This window comes from Pseudomonas sp. ADAK13, from assembly GCF_012935715.1.
GTDB lineage: Bacteria > Pseudomonadota > Gammaproteobacteria > Pseudomonadales > Pseudomonadaceae > Aquipseudomonas.
This window is the reverse complement of the sequence record NZ_CP052860.1, coordinates 4,559,982-4,578,536: the sequence shown is the minus strand read 5'-3', so window position 1 is coordinate 4,578,536 and position 18,555 is coordinate 4,559,982. Positions and strand designations below refer to the sequence as shown.

Annotated in this window: 17 protein-coding genes; 13 read left to right on the top strand and 4 right to left on the bottom strand. The window is 61.6% G+C overall.

Annotated features, from left to right (window positions below; translation table 11 throughout):
- The first annotated feature begins 125 nt into the window (after nucleotides 1-125).
- The 5 genes from hpaD to hpaI all read left to right on the top strand — a co-directional run bounded on the left by hpaD (nucleotide 126) and on the right by hpaI (nucleotide 4,502).
- Nucleotides 126-983 carry a 3,4-dihydroxyphenylacetate 2,3-dioxygenase gene (hpaD, locus tag HKK54_RS21230; RefSeq protein WP_169387705.1) on the top strand — a complete coding sequence of 286 codons (858 nt, stop codon included), beginning with the start codon at nucleotides 126-128 and terminating at the stop codon, nucleotides 981-983.
- A 141-nt stretch (nucleotides 984-1,124) separates the two neighbouring features.
- The gene (locus tag HKK54_RS21225) at nucleotides 1,125-1,517 is read left to right on the top strand and encodes a 5-carboxymethyl-2-hydroxymuconate Delta-isomerase (RefSeq protein WP_010175440.1); all 393 of its coding nucleotides are present in this window, start codon (nucleotides 1,125-1,127) and stop codon (nucleotides 1,515-1,517) included.
- A gap of 49 nt (nucleotides 1,518-1,566) precedes the next feature.
- The gene (locus tag HKK54_RS21220; RefSeq protein ID WP_169387704.1) at nucleotides 1,567-2,871 is read left to right on the top strand and encodes an MFS transporter; all 1,305 of its coding nucleotides are present in this window, start codon (nucleotides 1,567-1,569) and stop codon (nucleotides 2,869-2,871) included.
- A 10-nt stretch (nucleotides 2,872-2,881) separates the two neighbouring features.
- Nucleotides 2,882-3,685, top strand: coding sequence for a 2-oxo-hept-4-ene-1,7-dioate hydratase (hpaH, locus tag HKK54_RS21215; RefSeq protein ID WP_169387703.1), 804 nt, complete (start codon nucleotides 2,882-2,884; stop codon nucleotides 3,683-3,685).
- Between the two features lie 16 nt (nucleotides 3,686-3,701).
- Nucleotides 3,702-4,502 carry a 4-hydroxy-2-oxoheptanedioate aldolase gene (gene hpaI / locus HKK54_RS21210; protein WP_169387702.1) on the top strand — a complete coding sequence of 267 codons (801 nt, stop codon included), beginning with the start codon at nucleotides 3,702-3,704 and terminating at the stop codon, nucleotides 4,500-4,502.
- Nucleotides 4,503-4,644: 142 nt separating this feature from the next.
- On the opposite strand, the gene hpaR is transcribed toward hpaI, so the two are convergent.
- Complete coding sequence (gene hpaR / locus HKK54_RS21205; RefSeq protein WP_010175444.1) at nucleotides 4,645-5,067, bottom strand: homoprotocatechuate degradation operon regulator HpaR; 423 nt, start codon at nucleotides 5,065-5,067, stop codon at nucleotides 4,645-4,647.
- Between the two features lie 195 nt (nucleotides 5,068-5,262).
- On the opposite strand from hpaR, the gene HKK54_RS21200 reads away from it, so the two are divergent.
- From HKK54_RS21200 to HKK54_RS21165, 8 genes are all read left to right on the top strand, one after another.
- Entirely contained in the window at nucleotides 5,263-6,561 is a 1,299-nt protein-coding gene (locus tag HKK54_RS21200; RefSeq protein WP_169387701.1) for an NAD(P)/FAD-dependent oxidoreductase, read from the top strand.
- Nucleotides 6,562-6,671: 110 nt separating this feature from the next.
- On the top strand, nucleotides 6,672-7,037 hold the full coding sequence (locus HKK54_RS21195) for a cupin domain-containing protein (RefSeq protein WP_003209872.1): 366 nt from the start codon (nucleotides 6,672-6,674) through the stop codon (nucleotides 7,035-7,037).
- 50 nt (nucleotides 7,038-7,087) lie between these two features.
- Nucleotides 7,088-7,747 carry a helix-turn-helix transcriptional regulator gene (locus HKK54_RS21190; protein WP_169387700.1) on the top strand — a complete coding sequence of 220 codons (660 nt, stop codon included), beginning with the start codon at nucleotides 7,088-7,090 and terminating at the stop codon, nucleotides 7,745-7,747.
- 85 nt (nucleotides 7,748-7,832) lie between these two features.
- Nucleotides 7,833-8,654, top strand: coding sequence for a molybdenum cofactor biosynthesis F family protein (locus tag HKK54_RS21185; protein ID WP_169387699.1), 822 nt, complete (start codon nucleotides 7,833-7,835; stop codon nucleotides 8,652-8,654).
- Nucleotides 8,647-9,447, top strand: coding sequence for an SDR family NAD(P)-dependent oxidoreductase (locus HKK54_RS21180; RefSeq protein WP_169387698.1), 801 nt, complete (start codon nucleotides 8,647-8,649; stop codon nucleotides 9,445-9,447). The genes HKK54_RS21185 and HKK54_RS21180 overlap by 8 nt, the downstream gene beginning before the upstream one ends.
- Entirely contained in the window at nucleotides 9,440-10,201 is a 762-nt protein-coding gene (locus HKK54_RS21175) for an SDR family oxidoreductase (protein ID WP_169387697.1), read from the top strand. The genes HKK54_RS21180 and HKK54_RS21175 overlap by 8 nt, the downstream gene beginning before the upstream one ends.
- A 174-nt stretch (nucleotides 10,202-10,375) precedes the next feature.
- Nucleotides 10,376-15,043, top strand: coding sequence for an RNase A-like domain-containing protein (locus tag HKK54_RS21170; RefSeq protein WP_169389319.1), 4,668 nt, complete (start codon nucleotides 10,376-10,378; stop codon nucleotides 15,041-15,043).
- Nucleotides 15,040-15,342, top strand: a complete 303-nt coding sequence (locus HKK54_RS21165) for a contact-dependent growth inhibition system immunity protein (RefSeq protein WP_169387696.1) — start codon at nucleotides 15,040-15,042, stop codon at nucleotides 15,340-15,342. The genes HKK54_RS21170 and HKK54_RS21165 overlap by 4 nt, the downstream gene beginning before the upstream one ends.
- A 56-nt stretch (nucleotides 15,343-15,398) precedes the next feature.
- Here HKK54_RS21165 and feaR read toward each other — a convergent pair whose 3' ends face one another.
- The 3 genes from feaR to HKK54_RS21150 form a co-directional block, all read right to left on the bottom strand.
- The gene (gene feaR, locus HKK54_RS21160; protein WP_169387695.1) at nucleotides 15,399-16,352 is read right to left on the bottom strand and encodes a transcriptional regulator FeaR; all 954 of its coding nucleotides are present in this window, start codon (nucleotides 16,350-16,352) and stop codon (nucleotides 15,399-15,401) included.
- A gap of 117 nt (nucleotides 16,353-16,469) precedes the next feature.
- Nucleotides 16,470-17,054 (bottom strand): DUF3156 family protein, encoded by a 585-nt coding sequence (locus HKK54_RS21155; protein ID WP_169389318.1) that lies wholly within the window; start codon nucleotides 17,052-17,054, stop codon nucleotides 16,470-16,472.
- Complete coding sequence (locus HKK54_RS21150) at nucleotides 17,035-18,534, bottom strand: APC family permease (protein ID WP_169387694.1); 1,500 nt, start codon at nucleotides 18,532-18,534, stop codon at nucleotides 17,035-17,037. The genes HKK54_RS21155 and HKK54_RS21150 overlap by 20 nt, the downstream gene beginning before the upstream one ends.
- Nucleotides 18,535-18,555: the final 21 nt, after the last annotated feature.

Genomic DNA, 18,555 nt, shown 5'->3' with positions numbered 1-18,555 from the left:
AGCGCTGCGGTCTGCCGGAGACAGCGCGGTGATCCCATCGCAGCCTCGCCGGGGCTCGACAGCTCCCACATTTGATCTTTGACAACACGCTTCCAAGACAAAAACAATTATTCAGGAGAATCATCATGGGCGAAGTCGTCCTGGCAGCAAAGATCTGCCACGTTCCCTCGATGTACCTGTCGGAACTGCCCGGCAAGCACCACGGTTGCCGTGAAGCAGCCATCGCCGGGCACAAGGAAATCGGGCGGCGCGCCCGTGAACTGGGGGCCGACACCGCCGTGGTGTTCGACGTGCATTGGCTGGTCAACAGCGGGTATCACGTCAACTGCGGCGAGCACTTCAAGGGCACCTACACCAGCAACGAGCTGCCGCACTTCATCAAGAACATGGAGTACGAATACCCGGGCTGCCCCGAGCTGGGCGAGTTGATCGCCGCCGAGGCCAACCTGGCCGGTGTGCGCACCATGGCCCACAACATCCCGAGCCTGGAACTGGAATACGGCACCCTGGTACCGATGCGCTACATGCACATGGGCGTACCGGACGCGCAGAAGTTCGACGTGATTTCGATTGCCGCGTGGTGCGCCTGGCACCGCCTGGAAGACAGCTTCGCGTTTGGCGCCGCCGTGCGCCGGGCCATCGAGAAGAGCGACCGCAAAGTCCTGGTGCTGGCTTCGGGCTCCCTCTCCCACCGCTTTTCGGACGACCGCGAAGCCGAAGCCAACATCCACAACTGGACCCGTGAATTCGACAAGCAGATGGACCTGCACGTGGTTGAAATGTGGAAGCAAGGCCGCTTCAAGGAGTTCTGCGCGATGCTGCCGGACTACGCCGAGCACTGCTTTGGCGAAGGCAAGATGCACGACACCGCGATGCTCCTGGGACTGCTGGGCGGGCCGGACTACAACCAGCCGGCCGAGATCATCACCCCGCCATTCGGCAGCTCGGGCACCGGGCAGATCAATGCCGTTTTCCCATTATGAGCCTTGGTGAGGATCAATGTGGGAGCTGGCTTGCCTGCGATGCACGCACCTCGGTGTAACTGTCTCATCGAGTTGATGCCATCGCAGGCAAGCCAGCTCCCACAAGAAACTCGCTGCACCTCACCCTGAGAGGAGACGCACATGCCGCACTTCATCGCCGAATACACCGACAACATTGAGCAGCAAGCCAACCTGCCGGCCCTGTTCGAACAGGTTCACGCCGTGCTGGGGGCCAGCGGCGTGTTTCCCCTGGGAGGCATTCGCAGTCGCGGGGTGCGCCTGGACACCTGGCGCATGGCCGACGGCAAGCATGACTACGCCTTCGTCCACATGACCCTCAAGGTCGGCCACGGGCGGGACCTGGAAACCCGCAAGACGGTAGCCGAAGCGCTGTTCAAGGTCATCACCGAGCACTTCGCCGAGCTGCAGTCCCAACGGCTGCTGGCGCTGTCGTTCGAGATGATCGAGCTGCACCCCGAGCTGAATTTCAAGCAGAACAACGTGCACGCATTCCTGAAGAACCAGGCGGGCTGAGCACAGCCCGCTTTCCGCCCATGGCACTCAAACCAAAAAGAACAACATCATGAGCACAGCCAATACCGCCGACAGCACCACCCTGATCGAACATCAGCGCACCCACAGCATCGTCACCTGGCGACTGATGCCGTTGCTGCTGATCTGTTACCTGTTTGCCCACCTGGACCGGATCAACATCGGCTTCGCCAAGATGCAGATGAGTACCGACCTGCATTTCAGCGACACGGTGTACGGCCTCGGGGCCGGCCTGTTTTTCATCGCCTACGCGCTGTTCGGCGTGCCGAGCAACATGGCCCTGGACCGGGTCGGCCCACGGCGCTGGATCGCCTGCCTGATGGTGGTCTGGGGCGTGCTGTCCACCAGCATGCTGTGGATCGAAAGCTCCACCGGTTTCTACGTGCTGCGCTTTTTGCTGGGGGTGGCCGAGGCCGGGTTCTTCCCGGGGATCCTGGTGTTTCTCAACCGCTGGTACCCGGCCCGACGCCGGGCGCAAGTCACCGCGCTGTTTGCGATTGCGGTGCCCATGGCCGGTGTGGTCGGCGGCCCGTTGTCCGGTGCAATCCTGGAGAACTTCCATGATTTCGGCGGGCTGCGCGGCTGGCAGTGGATGTTCCTGATCGAAGGCGCGCCGGTGGTACTGCTCGGCTTGGTCGTCCTGAAATACCTGCCCGACAGCTTCGAAACCGTGAAGTGGCTGGCGCCCGCGCAAAAGCAACAACTGCGCGAGCAACTGAGCACTGAAGAACAACGCAAATCCATCACCTCCTTTGGCGGCATCCTGCGTGACCCGCAGGTGTGGCTGCTGGTGGCGGTGTACTTCGCGGTGATGCTGGCGGTGAACACCCTGGCGTTCTGGATGCCCACCCTGATCCACGGCGCCGGCATCGGCCGCGACAGCCAGGTGGGCCTGCTGAGTGCCGTGCCGTACCTGGCCGGATGCTTCTTCATGATCGGCTGCGGGCGCTCATCGGACCGCAACCGCGAGCGCCGCTGGCACCTGTGCGTACCGCTGTTGATGTCGGCCATCGGTATCGCCGTCGCCGGGCTTTCGCCCACCAACCCGACCCTGGTGCTCGGCGGCCTGATCCTGGCCGGTATGGGCGCCAGCGCCGCACTGCCGATGTTCTGGCAACTGCCGCCGGCGTTCCTGTCCAACAGCACCCAGGCGGCCGGCATCGCGCTGATCAGCTCGTTCGGCAGCATCGCGTCGTTCCTCGCGCCGTACCTGATCGGCTGGATGCGCGACACCACCCAAAGCGCGAGCCTGGCCCTGTACGTGCTGGCGCTGCTTATCGCCCTCGGCGGCCTGCTGGTGCTGCGCACCCATGCGGCCATCGTCAATCCCCAGTAGAGAGTTTGTCATGCTTGATCAAGCCCAAATCCAGCAAGCCGCCGCCCGCCTCGACCAGGCCGAGCGCTCCCGTGAGCAGGTGCGCCAGTTTTCCCTGGACCACCCCAACATCACTATCGACGACGCCTATGCCATCCAGCGCGCCTGGGTGGCACAGAAAATCAAGGACGGGCGCAAGCTGGTCGGGCACAAGATCGGCCTGACCTCCCGGGCCATGCAGGTGTCGTCGAACATCACCGAGCCGGATTACGGCGCGCTGCTCGATGACATGCTCTTCGATGAAGGCACCGATATTCCGTTCGAGCGCTTCATCGTCCCACGGGTGGAAGTGGAACTGGCGTTCATCCTCGGCAAGCCGCTCAAGGGCCCGAACTGCACGATTTTCGACGTGCTCGATGCCACTGAATGGGTGATCCCGGCGCTGGAAATCATCGACGCCCGCATCCAGCAGATCGACCCGCACACCAACGCCACCCGCAAGGTGTTCGACACCATTTCCGACAACGCCGCCAACGCCGGCGTGGTGATGGGTGGCCGCGCCGTGCGCCCGACCGAGATCGACCTGCGCAAGGTGCCGGCGGTGTTGTACCGCAACGGGGTGATCGAGGAGTCCGGGGTGTCGGCCGCCGTGCTCAACCACCCGGCCAAGGGCGTGGCCTGGCTGGCGAACAAACTGGCGCCCTACGACGTCACCTTGCAACCCGGCCAGATCATTCTCGGCGGCTCTTTTACCCGCCCGGTGGCGGCGAATCCGGGTGACACCTTCCATGTCGACTACGACATGCTGGGCTCCATCTCCTGCCGCTTTGTCTGACCCTGGAGGACTGTTCATGGACATGCCCATCAACCGCTTCAAGCAGCGCCTGCAACGTGGCGAAACCCAGATCGGCCTATGGCTCGGCCTGGCCGACGCCTACTGCGCCGAGCTGGCGGCGAATGCCGGGTTCGACTGGCTGCTGATCGACGGCGAGCACGCACCGAATGACCTGCGCGGCATGCTCGGCCAGTTGCAGGCCGTAGCGCCGTACGACAGCCAGCCGGTGATTCGCCCGGTGATCGGCGACACCGCGTTGATCAAGCAGGTGCTGGATATTGGTGTGCAGACGCTGTTGGTGCCGATGGTGGAGACGGCTGAACAGGCCCGGCAGCTGGTGCGGGCGATGCGTTATCCGCCCCAGGGCATACGCGGCGTGGGCAGTGCGCTGGCGCGGGCGTCGCGCTGGAACAGCATTCCCGGTTACCTGGACGAGGCCGATGCGCAGATGTGCCTGCTGGTGCAGATCGAGAACCGTGAAGGCCTGGAGAATCTGGACGCGATTGCGGCGGTTGAAGGCGTCGACGGGGTATTTATCGGGCCGGCGGATTTGAGTGCGGCCATGGGGCATCGGGGCAATCCCGGGCATCCCGAGGTGCAGGCGGCGATTGAAGACGCCATCGTCCGGATTCAAAAAGCCGGCAAGGCGGCAGGAATCTTGAGTGCGGATGAGAAGCTGGCGCGGCGGTATATCGAACTGGGGGCGGCGTTTGTGGCGGTGGGTGTGGATACGACGGTGTTGATGCGCGGGTTGCAGGGGCTGGCTGCGAAGTTCAAAGACACCGCAGCACCGGCCATTACCGGGGGCGTGTACTAACCCCGTCAAACAACAGAGATCAACTGTGGGAGCTGGCTTGCCTGCGATAGCATCACCTTGGTGTACCCGAAGGATCGAGGCGCCTGCATCGCAGGCAAGCCAGCTCCCACATTTTGATCACCTGTTACTCATCTACCGTGATTCAACGCTTGATGGTCTTCAACTCATCCAGCAACCCCAGCAACACCTGCAACTTCTCCTCCCCAAACTGCCCCTGCAAGCGCTGGTAATTCTCTTCCATGCACTGGCTCATCGACTCGAAACTGGCCTTGCCCTTCTCCGCCAGCGTCACCAGCACCCGCCGCTGATCCTGCTCGGCCTTGCGCCGGTGCACCATCCCCGCCGCCTCCATGCGCACCAGCACGCCGGTCATGCTCGGCTTGAGAATGCACGCCAGTTCGGCCAATTGGTAAATCTCCAGCTCGTCATGCTGGCTGAGAATTCGGATAACCCGCCATTGCTGCTCGGTCAGCCCATGTTCATTCAGCGAAGGCCGAAAAAAACTCATGGCCGCTTCACGGGCCTGCAACAGGGTCAAGGTCAGGGATTGTCTGGGTTTCAACATAGGCTCAGGGTCACGATAGATTTAGTTAATGTTTTAACGAAACTCTAACACTCTCCTCCCCGCCTCACGCTATAACTTGTGAAGCCGGCGAGGGCTCTGGCGCGCAGGATCAAAACCTGCGGCACACAGAATCAAGACATCCAGCGTGCCAGCGCCCTTAATACACTCATTAGCTCTTCACTGTCAGGCAGCGCAATGATCAATATCGAAACGCCGACCTATTACACGGCGACCAAAAAATACAACCTCAGCTTCCCAACCCTGGAACAGGACGTGGAAGCCGACGTGGTGATCATCGGGGGCGGCTTTTCCGGGATCAACACCGCCCTGGAACTCGCCGAAAAAGGCATCACCAACATCGTCGTGCTGGAAGCGCGTTACCTGGGTTTTGGCGGCACCGGGCGCAACGGTGGGCAGATCATGGCCGGCATCGGTCACGACCTGGAAAAGATCAAGAAGGACGTGGGTGAAGACGGCCTGCGCCAGATCTTCGAGATCAGCGACCTGGGCGCCGACATCATCAAGAACCGCATCGCCAGGTACGACATCGATGCCGATTTCTGCCACGGCTACGGCTACATGGGCTTCAACGCCCGCCAGGAAAAGACCCTGCGCGCCTGGGAAAAAGACTTCAAGTCCATCAACACCCAACATGAAATCCGCTTCCTCGGCGGCTCCGACGTGAAGCAGATCATCGGCTCCGACGCCTACAGCAGCGCCCTGCTGCACATGGGCGGCGGGCATGTGCACTCGTTGAACCTGCTATTGGGCGAAGCCAAGGCCCTGGCCGGCTACGGCGTGCGGATTTTCGAGAACAGCCCGGCGCTGGAAGTCAGCTACGGCGAACGCATCACCGTGCGCACCGGGCGCGGTTCGGTCAAGGCCAGCAAACTGCTGTGGGCCTGCGACAGTTTCCTCAACAAGCTGGAACCGGAACTGCACCGATCGACCATCAACACCTATGCGTTCCAGATGATGACCGAGCCATTGCCTGAAGAGCTGATCAACCGCATCAGCCCGATTCGCGGGGCCTACAGCGACATTCGCCCGGTGATCGACTACTACCGTGTCACCAACGAAAACCGCCTGCTGTTCGGTGCCGCCACGCCGTTGGTGGAGCACATTCCCGGCGATTTGAAAGCCTGGAACCGCAACTTGATGCTGAAGATTTTCCCGTACCTCAAGGACGTGAAAATCGACCTGGCCTGGGGCGGCCCGATGGCCTGCAGCCCGAACCTGTTCCCGCAGATCGGCACCCTGCCCGGGCGCAGCAACGCGTTTTATGTGCAGGGCTATTCAGGCTTCGGCGTGACCCCGAGCCACATCATCTGCAAGGTGCTGGCCGAGGGCATGAGCGAAGGCTCGGCGCGGTATGACCTGGTCAGCTCGATCCATCGCCCGACCATCATCGGCAAAGACACGATCCGCCCGCTGCTGCTCACCGCCGGCAAGTCCTGGCACCAGCTTTCCGGTTACTGGAACGGCCGCCGCTGACACACACCTGTAGGAGCGAGCTTGCTCGCGAAAAACCCGAGGGCGCCGCGTTCATCCAGGACGCCAGCGCCCACATTGCCGCCTATTTTTTCTCATCAGGAGCAACTGCCATGACCCTCGTTACCCTCAAGAAAGACATCCAGCTGTCGGAACTCGACGCCTGGGGCACCGTCGCCGACCTCGGTTCGACCATCCTCGAAGGCGAAGTCCGGGCCTTCGGCAAAATGACCTTCGGCGCCCCGACCGACCCGGTCAGCAGCGCGTATTTCGGCACCACCCAAGGCAAGTTCCGCATGGTCTACCCGTTTGCCGAACAGGCCACCGTGGTCACTGGCGAGGTGGTACTCACCGACGAGTCCACCGGCCAGAGCACCCGCTACAAGGCCGGTGACAGCTGGTTCGTGACCAAGGGCACGCCCGTGCTGTGGGAAGTGGTCAGCGAAAGTTTCGTCAAACACTACTTCGCCGTGGTGTGACAGCCCCGGCTGCCGGCCCCCGCCGGCAGCCCTATGGCGCAGGTGCCCCCATGCACACCCTCCCCGCCCACGAAGTCGCCGGCCAGTGCCTGCAGGCTTTTACCCGATTGATTCCGGTCAGCCAGGCCGCGTTCTATTGTGTCGACCGCCACCTGCAAGCGCGGGATTTCCAGCTGCACGGCATGAGCGGCGAGATGCACCGCGACTACCTCGACAACTACCGCCACTTCGATCCCCTTCAACCGCGCAACTGCTTGTCCAGTGGACTCGCAGTAGTGCCACTGGGCCTTGCCATGGCCCGCCAGCCGGCGCGGGATACCCGGCGGTATGGGGATTTTTTGAGGCGATACGGCGTGGTCGACGTGGTGGAAATTTTCGCCCAGCGCGGCGGCCAGCCCCAGGCGGCGATCTCGCTGCTGCGCACCGCCGACCAGGGCGCGTTCACCGGCGAGCAGTTGACCCAACTGAATGCCCTGCAAACCTTGCTGCAACTGGCCGTCGCCAACATGCAGCCCGCTGAGGATGCACTGGCCGGGCTGACACCCAAGGAGCGCCAGATCGCTCTTTTACTCCGCCAGGGCGCCAGCAACAAACAGCTGGCCCGGGAGCTTGAAGTCGGCCTGCCGACCGTCAAGACCCACCTGATCAACCTGTTTCGCAAGACCGGCGTCAGCAGCCGTACGGAGCTGGTGGGCAGCCTGTTCCTGTAGCCGGCCTCAACCATCCGGTTGATGGTCGGGCCTGCTCCCGGGCGCGATGATTCGTGGTGTTCACCCACCCAACCGGAGCATCGCAATGACCACCCCTACTGACTGGATCACCGTGGGCGCCCTGGCCGACGGCTTCGCCCCCGAGGCCTTCATCCTGCCGAACCTGGCCGACCTGAGCGGCAAAACCTTCACGCTGCACTTTGCCAATGGCTGGCAGATCGAACACCGTTTCGAACGCGACAGCCTGGCCTGGGTCGCGGCTGACGGCCACTCCAGCGGCAGCGCAAGCTACCGCGCGACCTCGGTGCGTCCCGGCCTGTACCTGGTGGATTTCATCAAGCGCGAAGGTGCGCAAGCCTGGTCGGTCAGCCTGGTGCTCGACACCGCCAGCGCCTCGTTCACCGCCGTGCTCGGGCGCATGCCCACCCAGGAACAAACCCGCGAAGGCCTCTACAGCCGCGCCCTCGCCGGCAAGCCGCTGACCTCGGTGGAAGTGGAATTCCTCCACGGTAGCCTCGACCGCCCCTGGCAAGCCGGCCAATGCCCACACGCCCCCACCACCGAACTCACCGGCCTGCGCAACCAGTACCGCTACAGCCCGAGCGAGGTCTACGAGCACATCTACCTCAACCACCAGTTCTACGCCTGGCAATGCCTCAAGGGTGTGGAGCAAGGCCTGTGCGACACCGACCGCTGCGACTACTACAAGATCGCCGACCAACTGTACCTGTTCGTGTGGCGCGAAAAAATCATCCCCACCCTCGGCCTGGTGCTGATCGACCTGCAGCAGCACCGCAGCGACGGCAAGATCTTTGGTTATGCCGACGCCTCTTTCGATGAATTGTCGAACTTTCCCATCAGCTCCTACTGCCAGGTGCTCAACCGCACGGAGCATCCTGATGACTGAACCGCGCACCCTTGTGATTACCGGTGCCGGCACGGGCATCGGTGCCGCCTGCGCCCGGCTATACGCCGCCGACGGTGCGCAATTGGTACTGATCGGCCGTCGTCGCGAACCGCTGGAACAGCTTGCCCGGGACACCGGCGGCCTCGTGCTGGTGGGGGATGCGGCCTGCCCGCAGACGTGGGAGGGTTTCGTCACGCAGATTCGCCAGCGCTATGGGCGGATCGATGTGCTGCTGGCCTGCGCGGGCGGGCATGGCGTTGGCAGCGCCACCGACACCAGCCAGCAGACCTGGGAAGCGGCGCTGCGCAGCAACCTCGACAGTGCCTTCTACAGTGCCCGGGCGTGTTTGCCGCTGCTGCTGGAAAGTGCCGGGAATATTGTGCTGATGGGTTCGATTGCCTCCCTGGCCGCCGGGCCTGAAGTGTGCGGCTACACCACGGCCAAGCATGCCTTGCTCGGGCTCAATCGCTCACTGGCCCGGGATTACGGCCCGCGTGGCGTGCGGGTGAACGCTGTGTGCCCGGGCTGGGTGCGCACGCCGATGGCGGATGAGGAGATGCAGCCGTTGATGGACTTTCATGGCGAGACGCTACAACACGCCTATGACCGGGTGTGCGCCGACGTACCCTTGCGCCGCCCGGCCAGCGCCGAGGAAATCGCCAGGGTGTGCCGCTTCCTGGCCTCCAGCGAGGCGTCGATCATTACCGGGGCAACGCTCGTGGCGGATGGCGGTTCAAGCATCGTCGATGTACCGACGCTGGCGTATGCGCATATGGAGGCGAGTCATGGATGAAGACCTGGATTTCAGCGGTCGCAGCGTACTGGTAACCGGCGGCGCCCAGGGCATTGGGCGGGCCATCGTCGAGGCGTTTGCCCTGCGAGGTGCGCGAGTGATGATCGCCGACCTGCAACTGGCCGAAGCGCTGGCAGTGGAGCTGTGCGGGCGCGGCTGTCAGGTGGAAGCGGTGGCCGTAGATCTGGCGGAGGCCGAAGCGGTATTCAAACTGATTGAGGGGTTGGAGCAAGGGTGGGGCCGGCTGGACATTCTGGTGCATAACGCCGGGTATTTTCCGCTGACGCCCTTTGCCGACATCACCCCCGCGATACTCGAGCGCACCCTGGCGGTGAATTTATCGGCGCTGTTCTGGCTGACCCAGGCGGCGCTGCCGATGTTTCGTCGCCAGGGCCGGGGCTGCGTGCTGGTCACGTCTTCAGTCACCGGGCCGAGGGTCGCATTTGCGGGGTTGAGTCACTATGCGGCGTCGAAGGCCGGGGTCAACGGGTTCATCCGCAATGCCGCGCTGGAACTGGCCGGGCTGAATGTGCGGGTCAATGGCGTGGAGCCCGGCATGATCGCCACGCCGGCCATGGGCAATCTGGGGGATGACCAGGTGAACGCACAGATCGCCAGCCGGGTGCCGCTGGGACGGCTGGGTGCGCCGGCAGATATCGCCGGGGCGATGCTGTTTCTGGCGTCGGACCTGGCGGGCTATATCACCGGGCAGACCTTGGTGGTGGATGGCGGTTCGACCTTGCCGGAGGTTTAACGAAACGTCCTACTGAACGGCCAGATAACCTCTACTCCCCCGCCTTGAGAACCGCTGCAAAGTCCCTCGCCTGATCACACAGCGCGAGGGAACGCCGATGTCTTTTTCGATTACTGCACTGCCCAGTGGGGCTGCCTCTTGATTCCCGCCATTGGCTTTTTAGTCGTGGCGGCGATGGACCCGAAGACGCGCGACGTCAATGCGGTTCTCAACGACTTCACACACTGCCTGAACACCTACGACGCGTGGGCCGAGAGCTTCTGGAGTTTTTCGGCACTGGATGTCGAGCAGGTGTTCAAGGTCGGCGATGAGGTGTCGCTGGTCGCGCCCATCACCCGTTCTCTTTACCCCAGCAGCACCGTCGCGACCTGCAGGGCCAACTCACCGTTGACCCTGGTGCACATGTTCCAGAGCACACGGTTCGTGCCCATCGGCAATACGCCGGTCATGCTCCAGGAAATCGCGCAAGACGGTGGCCCGCTCGGCGCCCCCCTCCATAAAACCATCGGCCCCAGCGGCATTCTCGAAGTCACCGAGTGCACCGTCGACCGGCAGTACCGGGTCAGCTTTTATCCCGACGTGTCCAGGGACCACATCCAGGCGCTGTATACCTCCTATCAGTCCGAGATCAGCTCGCTGGAAGGTCGCCTGCGCGGCGAGTGGACGAGCACGTTCAAGCCGATATGGGAGAGCTATGCCAAGGCCGGTTATGTCGATCGGTACACCTCGCTGCAAATGGCCTATGCGCAAGGGTTTGGCAACGTGCTTTACGGTCTCTGGGACGGTATTGCGCAACTGTACCAATGGTTGGCAGACATCAAGCCCAACAGCGAAAAGCTGCTGCAGTACCTCTCCCAGGCCGAGCTTGGAGCGCTGCTGAAGCTCAGTCATGAGGCGATTGCCAAAGGACTGCTGATTCTGAGCGATGAACCGCTGCTGTTTATCTACCTGTCCGCAATGGTCAGTTGGATGCGCATGCTGCCGCCGCATTACCTGTTTGAGTTGCTGGGGGAAATCACCACCGAGGTGCTGCTCAACCTGTTGTTGCTGTGGGCCACCGGCGGTATGGGTGTGGCCGTGCGGCTGGGGGCGCAGGTGCTGGGCAAGGTCAAGTCCGAGCGGGCACGGGAATGGCTGGAACAGATGGCCACGCTGGGCGGCACGGCCCGGATGGATGGGCATGCCGAGGTGCTTAAGCCGGTAGCGCTTCAGCGTCATGCTGTGCCGGTCAAGGCGGCGGCGGTGCCGTTGAAGGTGGGTCCAGATCAGGTTTCGAATCCGGCACCGATGGTGCGGGAGCCGAAGACGGCGCGCACAGCGCTGGTGAAGCAGGAGCTTGTGGATGATGTGCCCGCCTCTGCCAAGAACCCTGGCGGCGATGCGGCCGCTCCCGCAGACAAGACCGCAACCAATGGCTGCCCGGTGTCGATGGTTACCGGCGAGGAACTGCTGACGCTTACCGACGGCTCGTTGGAGGGCGTGCTGCCCTTTGCCTGGACGCGGTTGTATCGCAGCAGTGCGGTGGAAGTGGATTGCGGGTTGGGGCTTGGCTGGAGTCATGCGCTGGCTCAGCGGTTGGTGGTTAGCGGTGAAACAGTGGTCTGGACCGATCACGAAAACCGCAGCACTACGTTTCCCCTGCCCTCTGCTACGCGGCCAGCCATCACCAATAGCCTGGCGGAAGCCGCGATTTATCTGGGCGCTTTGCCTGATGAGTGGGTACTGGCTCAGGCGTCCCTTTTCTATCACTTCCGCGGCGGTGTGCTGACGTCGATCAGCGACGCGTACGACAACCGGCTGCGCATTTCCCGCGACTATTCCGGGCGGATTCAGCGGATCGATAACCACGTCGGCCAGGGATTGCTGCTGCGGTATGACCGCCGACATATCGTTGCCGTCGACTATCAGGTGCAGCGGGAACTGGACTGGGTTACCGAACAGAACGTTGTTTCCTACCGGTACGACGAAGCGTGGCGGTTGATTGAGGCAACCAATGCGGTAGGCGAAAGCGAGCGTTATCGGTACGACGATCAGCAGGTGATTCTGGAACGACAACTGGCCGGTGGGGCGAGTTTCTTCTGGGAGTGGGAACGGTCCGGTAAATCTGCAAGGTGTATCCGCCACTGGGCCAGCTTTTCCCAAATGGACACGCGGTATGTGTGGGATGACAACGGCACTGTCACCGTCCACAACGCCGATGGCAGCCAGGAAGTCTACGTCCACGACCAGCGCGCACGGCTGGTGCAACGGATTGATCCGGACGGTGCCGAGCACTTCAAATCCTACGATGACAAAGGCCGGCTGACAGTCGAGCAGGATCCGCTCGGCGCGGTGACGGCGTATCAGTACGACGAAGCGGGTCGGTTGATTGCGCTGTTTCCCGGGGATGACGCGCCCACGTCCTACGAGCATGACAACGGTTTCGTACGGGTTGTGCGCCGTGGTGAGGCGGTCTGGAAATACCAGCGTAACGATCAAGGCGATATCACCCGCAAGACTGATCCGGACGGCAATTACACCGAATACACCTACACCCAACACGGAAAACTCTCCGGCGTCTGGCACCCGGACAACAGCAGTCAGCGATTTATCTGGAACGAGCGTGGCCAGCTCACCGAAGAGAAGCTGGCCAATGGCGGCGTGCGGCGTTTTCGCTATGACGACCTGGGACGGCAGGTGGCTTGCGAGGATGAGCACGGTGCGCTGACCCAGTATCAGTGGGACGCCGTAGGGCGTTTGCTGAAAGTGATTCAGCCGGGCGGCGCCACTCGCGAATTCAGCTACAACCCGTACGGAAAAATCACCGCTGAGCGCGACGAACTGGGGCGGGTTACTCGCTACGAATATGCCGACGGCCTGCACCTGATCAGCCGTCGCATCAACCCCGACGGCACACAGCTCAAATACCGCTACGACAATGTCCGGTTGCTACTGACCGAGATTGAAAACGAGGTCGGGGAAACCTATCGGCTCGACTATCACACCAACGGCCTGATCCAGCAGGAAACCGGGTTTGATGGGCGCCGCACCGCCTATGTTTATGACCTCGCCGGGCATCTGCTGGAAAAGACCGAATACGGCGACGATGGCAGTCAGCTGGTTACGGGTTATCAGCGAGACAGCGCCGGTCGCCTTGTACGAAAAACCCTGCCCGACCGCAGCATCGTCGATTACACCTACGACCGCCTCGGCAATCTCCTCAGCGTCGATGATGGTCATTGGCCGCTGCACTACGAATACGACGTGCAAAACCGCCTCACCGCCGAACACCAAGGCTGGGGAACCTTGCGCTACCGCTACGACGAATGCGGCCAACTCAACTACCTGCGCCTGCCCGACAACAACCGCCTGGCCTTCCATCACGACAAAGGTGGCGACCTTGCCACCATCGAGCTGAATGGCAACCCACTCACCTCACACCTGTTCAAATCCGGCCGCGAACACCAGCGCCAGCAGGGCCAGCTTCTCAGCCACTACCACTACGACGACCAGGGCCGCCTGCATGCCCATGCCATTACCCAACAGGAACAGCGCCATCAGCGCCGCCAATACGACTATGACAAACGCGGCAACCTCACCCGCATCCTCGACACCCGCAAAGGCCAGCACGACTACCACTACGACCCACTCGACCGCCTGACCCGCGCCAACCACTCGCACGACCTGCAGGAACGCTTCGCCCACGACCCAGCTGGCAACCTGCTAATGCAGGATCGCGTTGGCCCGAGCGTGATCAAAGGCAATCGCCTGCTGATGCAAGGCGACCGTCATTACGACTACGACGCCTTCGGCAACCTCCTACGGGAACGCCGGGGCCGCGACCAGCAGTTAGTTACCGAATATCGATATGACTGCCAGCATCGCCTGATCGCCGTCATCCAACCCAATGGTACTCAGGCCAGTTACCGCTACGACCCGTTTGGACGACGCATCGCCAAAACTCTCGACGGCCAAACCACCGAATTTTTCTGGCAAGGCGACATGTTGGTCGCCGAGCACAGCGCCGATCACCACCAAAGCTACCTCTACGAACCCAACAGCTTCCGCCCGTTAGCGCTGCTGAAAGGCTACGGCCCGGAAGCAGCAGAACCCTTCCACTACCAACTCGACCACCTCGGCACGCCACAAGAACTCACCGCCCCCGACGGCGAAATCGTCTGGTCCGCGCACTACCGCGCCTACGGCCAAATCGCGAAGCTGGACGTCAATACCGTCACCAACCCGCTGCGCTTCCAGGGCCAATACTTCGACCCGGAAAGCGGACTGCACTACAACCGCCATCGCTACTACAATCCGGACGTTGGTCGATATCTGACGCCTGATCCGGTGAAACTGGCGGGTGGGCTGAACGGATACCAGTACGTGCCCAACCCGACGGGGTGGGTGGATCCGTTGGGGTTAAGCTGTAAAGCTACAGCCTGCCCAGGTCAGATAGTCACTGATGGGCCTTACAGCGAAATTGTTCCTGGTGGCGGTTTAGCTGCTCACGAAGCTGCCGGGGGACATTTGATGCAAAAGCACATTGGTAGAACTGATCAACAACTGGCAACACGTCTTAAACATGAGCCTCATGTGCCCACGGCGTCTACCTTCCATGATCGTGCGACAGCCGAGTCAGCTATATCAACAGTGATAGCAGACAACGAAACCCAAATAGATTCCTTTGTAAAAGGAAAAGACAAAAAGATCGTTATTATTCAAAAGTCCCCGCAGCCCGTTGGTACCAGTTTGAAGCGAGGTGCAAAAACAACCGTTCCCGGACGGGAGGTGTACTTGATCTTATACAGAGATAAAAGCATGCCCGATGGCTATAGAATTCAGACCGGATATCCGAATCCATGAATAACGATTATTCACAGCTACAGCAACTTCTCGCAGGCTACTTCAATCAGGACTGGGTTGACGAGTATGACAGTGCGGACGATGTGATCTTCAGTTTTATAGCTGAATCCTCAACAGAGACTTTTAAAGCCGCACACCTTGGGTTAAAAGCCCTTTTACATGCCAACATGACGGAGCAAGAGTTACAGCATTTTTTATTCTCTGATATTGGCTGTGGTTACTATTATCCTCACGATTGGAAAAGCGGGAAGTCGTGGCTGGAGCACATTGATGCGCTTTTAGGCCGAAGAGCCGAATGATTGCGATCTTTTAAGATATTTATAGTGGAGAAGCCGCTTGGATAGCCCCTCTCCACTCACCCCACCTGCTGCAACCGCCCCGCCCGAAAATCCTTCGGCGACACTTCAAACTGCTTCTTGAACGACCGACTAAAGTGCGCCGAATCCGTAAACCCCCACTTATACGCAATCGACGTAATCGATTCACTGCGCAAAAACGGGTTGGTCAAATCATCCGCACTGCGCTTCAACCGCGCTCGCTGGATGTACCGGCACACGCTGTCATCCTGTTCCTCAAACAACCGGTACAAATGCCGCACCGAGATGTTCAATCGACTCGCCAACCCCACCGGGCTCAGCCCTGGCTGGGTCAGCGATTCATCAATGACCTTCTGCACATAGCTGCGCAGGTTGCTGCCCTGCAATCCGCCGCAGTCATCGCGCTCGTCATCTTCCTGCTCAAACGCCGAGCCCAGCAGCGAGACAAACGCTGACTGCAACGCCTGCCCCTCGCCGACCGCGCCTTCGCCGTTGAGCGCGTCTTTGCACAGTTGGTCCATCAGCACGTGCAACATGCGCCCGCAGGCTTTGCTTGAGGAGATTTTGCCGAAGGTCTTGGGCTGGTTGCCAAACTGTTTGCACACCTCTGCGCGGGACAAGGACAGGGACGCGTGTTCGATCAGGCCGAACGGGGTGATGTCGATGGAGCCCACCGAGTCCATCAGGAGTAATTCGCCGGGGGCGAGTTGTACGCTCTGGCCGTTTTGGGTGATCTGGCAGTAGCCGCTGCGCTGGCTGACGAGGAAGCAGTTCTGGTCGTCATCGTGGTCGGCGCGGGCCTTGGGGCGTTTGATCAGGCCGGCGTTGGTGCGCAGGTTGGCCAAAGGCAAACCGCCACGGGAAAAGGTGGTGATGCTGCCGATGAACAGCGAGCGGTTGAAGGCCAGTTCTGTGTCGAAGTGACCGCAAACCGCGCGCAGATCCCGGGTCCAGCGGTCCAGCCCGTCTTGCCCAATCTGTTGCATGCTCATGGTTGTTTCCACCTTGGCTTTTTGTTTTTGTCGGGCAATAGTTAACATGTTATCTATATGCGCGCAACAAGTACGTGTCTGCCAAGGTGTTAGCACTATTGATGCCAAATCCTGCGATCAGTGAGCGTGCAACGCGCGCTGGAAACCGCCCAGCGCGTCCAGCAGCCAGGCGCGTTGAGTGCTGCTCAAGGCGATGTAGCGCCGGAACGCCGGCATGCGGTTGACCACCTCGCTGCCGCCCATATGCTCAAGCCGTACGCACCACTGGTGATCCTGCAGGTCGATGCGCAGGCGCTTGAAATCCAGCGGCATCAGGGCGCGATGCAACGCGCTGCCCTCCTGCAGTTCGGTTTGCAGAAGCGTTAAAACGTCCCTGTCTCCCGACCGCTGCCGACAGCGGATTCCGGTGCGTCGAACAGCCCCGGTGTGGTGCAGTTCGAAGCTCGCCGTGCCCTGCTGCGAGGCAGGGATGCGCAGTACGAATTCGGTCATCACCAGGTGCATCAACAACTGCGATTCGGTGCGCTCGACGATCTCCAGTTGCAACCCGAGTGCGTCCAGGGCCACCCGGGCCGTGGTCGGGCCGGATGCCTCGTAACCGGCCAGGCCGAGGTTACGTCGCAGGTGTTCCAGCGTAACCCCGGGCCGATACCCGGCAGGCGCACGCCCGGCGCTGAACAGTTCAGACAGTTTTTGCAGCATGGCTGACATACCCGTTGTGCGACGGACCCGGCTCATGGGCGAACTCCTTGGCCAACACCTCTTCCACCGAGGCAGGCTTGAATGGATTGACCTTCTGCACCACCAGGGTCCAGAACAGCGCGTACGCCGCCGTGCACCCGAGCATCACGCCAAAGGGGATGTAGATGTCGGCGGGGTTCATGCCGGGCGGGGTGATAAACCACATGCCCAGCAGGATGCCGATGCTCGACAGAATCTGCGGCAGCGGAAAGAACGGTGAGCGGTAGGCGCGAGGCAAATCCGGACGGCGAATTCGCAAAATCACCACCGACAACGTCACCAGCAGGTAAGCAAAACTCCAGGCACACACCGCCGCCAACACCAGGTGCATGATGTTGTCGGTGTTGCCCCCCAGGTACAGCGCGTGCAGGCACGGGATCAGCATCGCCACCAGGATGCACAGCAACGGCGTCTTGAAGCGCGGGTGCAGGTAGGTGAAAACCTTGGGCAACGCGCCGTCGACCGCCATGCCGTACAGGATTCGCGGCACACCGGCCATCAGGGTGTTGATGGTTGCAGCGCCGGCAAACAGGAAGCCGATGCCCAGCCACATCGGGCCAATGCTGCCCATCACCTGCTCGGCGAATTTCGGGATGGCCATCGGCGTGTCCAGCAGGTGCACGCCGCCCGCCGCGTCGATCAATACGTTTTCCACCTGGCGCTTCATCGCCGCGCCGTAGATGAACATGCAGGTGGCCACGCCCAGCAGCCCCAGCACCATCGCCCTGGGCATCACCTTGGCCGAGTTGCGCAGGTCCGGCGCCAGCGGCGTCACGAACTCACAGCCGACAAACATGAACATCGCCATGCCCACCAGCGACAGGATGGTGACCAGGTCGGTGCCCACCAGGGATTCACCGAACCAGCCGTCCAGCTGCACCGCCGGGGCCGCGATCAGGCCCAGCACGCCAAATACCATCAAGGTGGTCCACATGCCGAAGGTGAGGATGATCTCGGCCCGGCCGAACGCGCTGACGCCAAACGCATTGAGCACCCCGAACACAATCACGAAACCCACCCCCAGCAACCACGAACCGCCGGCGGATTCTGCCAGGGTGTTGAGGTGTTCAAAGTTCACCAGCGCCATCACCCCGGAGAGGATGGTTTCCGCGGTGCCGGCAAACACATGCACGATCAGGTACGCCGACAAGGTGCCGGTAATCGCGAAGAACCGGCCCATGCCGCAGTTGATGTAGTCGTAGACCGAGCCGGTGGTGGGCAGGATCGAGGCGGCCTCGGCGAAGGTGGTCGCCTGGGCCAGCATCATCACCACCGCGATCAACATCGCCACCGCGAAGGCACTGCCGCCGATGCCAAACCCCATGGTCGCGGTGAGGATCACCGGGCTGGCCATGATCAAGCCAATAGTGCTCGCCAGCGCGGTTGGAAAGCCCACCGTGCCGCGTTTCAAATGTTCGGTGAGCCGGTCGTTGATCGACATGGTGCGGATCCTCAAGAAGCG

Bases quoted from the DNA above. Each gene is read 5' to 3' on its own strand.
- feaR (WP_169387695.1), bottom strand. From the start codon at position 16,352: ATGAGCATGCAACAGATTGGGCAAGACGGGCTGGACCGCTGGACCCGG.
- HKK54_RS21190 (WP_169387700.1), top strand. From the start codon at position 7,088: ATGCACACCCTCCCCGCCCACGAAGTCGCCGGCCAGTGCCTGCAGGCT.
- HKK54_RS21150 (WP_169387694.1), bottom strand. From the start codon at position 18,534: ATGTCGATCAACGACCGGCTCACCGAACATTTGAAACGCGGCACGGTG.
- HKK54_RS21195 (WP_003209872.1), top strand. From the start codon at position 6,672: ATGACCCTCGTTACCCTCAAGAAAGACATCCAGCTGTCGGAACTCGAC.
- HKK54_RS21180 (WP_169387698.1), top strand. From the start codon at position 8,647: ATGACTGAACCGCGCACCCTTGTGATTACCGGTGCCGGCACGGGCATC.
- HKK54_RS21175 (WP_169387697.1), top strand. From the start codon at position 9,440: ATGGATGAAGACCTGGATTTCAGCGGTCGCAGCGTACTGGTAACCGGC.
- hpaH (WP_169387703.1), top strand. From the start codon at position 2,882: ATGCTTGATCAAGCCCAAATCCAGCAAGCCGCCGCCCGCCTCGACCAG.
- hpaR (WP_010175444.1), bottom strand. From the start codon at position 5,067: ATGTTGAAACCCAGACAATCCCTGACCTTGACCCTGTTGCAGGCCCGT.
- HKK54_RS21165 (WP_169387696.1), top strand. From the start codon at position 15,040: ATGAATAACGATTATTCACAGCTACAGCAACTTCTCGCAGGCTACTTC.
- HKK54_RS21170 (WP_169389319.1), top strand. From the start codon at position 10,376: ATGGACCCGAAGACGCGCGACGTCAATGCGGTTCTCAACGACTTCACA.
- HKK54_RS21220 (WP_169387704.1), top strand. From the start codon at position 1,567: ATGAGCACAGCCAATACCGCCGACAGCACCACCCTGATCGAACATCAG.
- HKK54_RS21225 (WP_010175440.1), top strand. From the start codon at position 1,125: ATGCCGCACTTCATCGCCGAATACACCGACAACATTGAGCAGCAAGCC.
- hpaD (WP_169387705.1), top strand. From the start codon at position 126: ATGGGCGAAGTCGTCCTGGCAGCAAAGATCTGCCACGTTCCCTCGATG.
- hpaI (WP_169387702.1), top strand. From the start codon at position 3,702: ATGGACATGCCCATCAACCGCTTCAAGCAGCGCCTGCAACGTGGCGAA.
- HKK54_RS21155 (WP_169389318.1), bottom strand. From the start codon at position 17,054: ATGCTGCAAAAACTGTCTGAACTGTTCAGCGCCGGGCGTGCGCCTGCC.
- HKK54_RS21200 (WP_169387701.1), top strand. From the start codon at position 5,263: ATGATCAATATCGAAACGCCGACCTATTACACGGCGACCAAAAAATAC.
- HKK54_RS21185 (WP_169387699.1), top strand. From the start codon at position 7,833: ATGACCACCCCTACTGACTGGATCACCGTGGGCGCCCTGGCCGACGGC.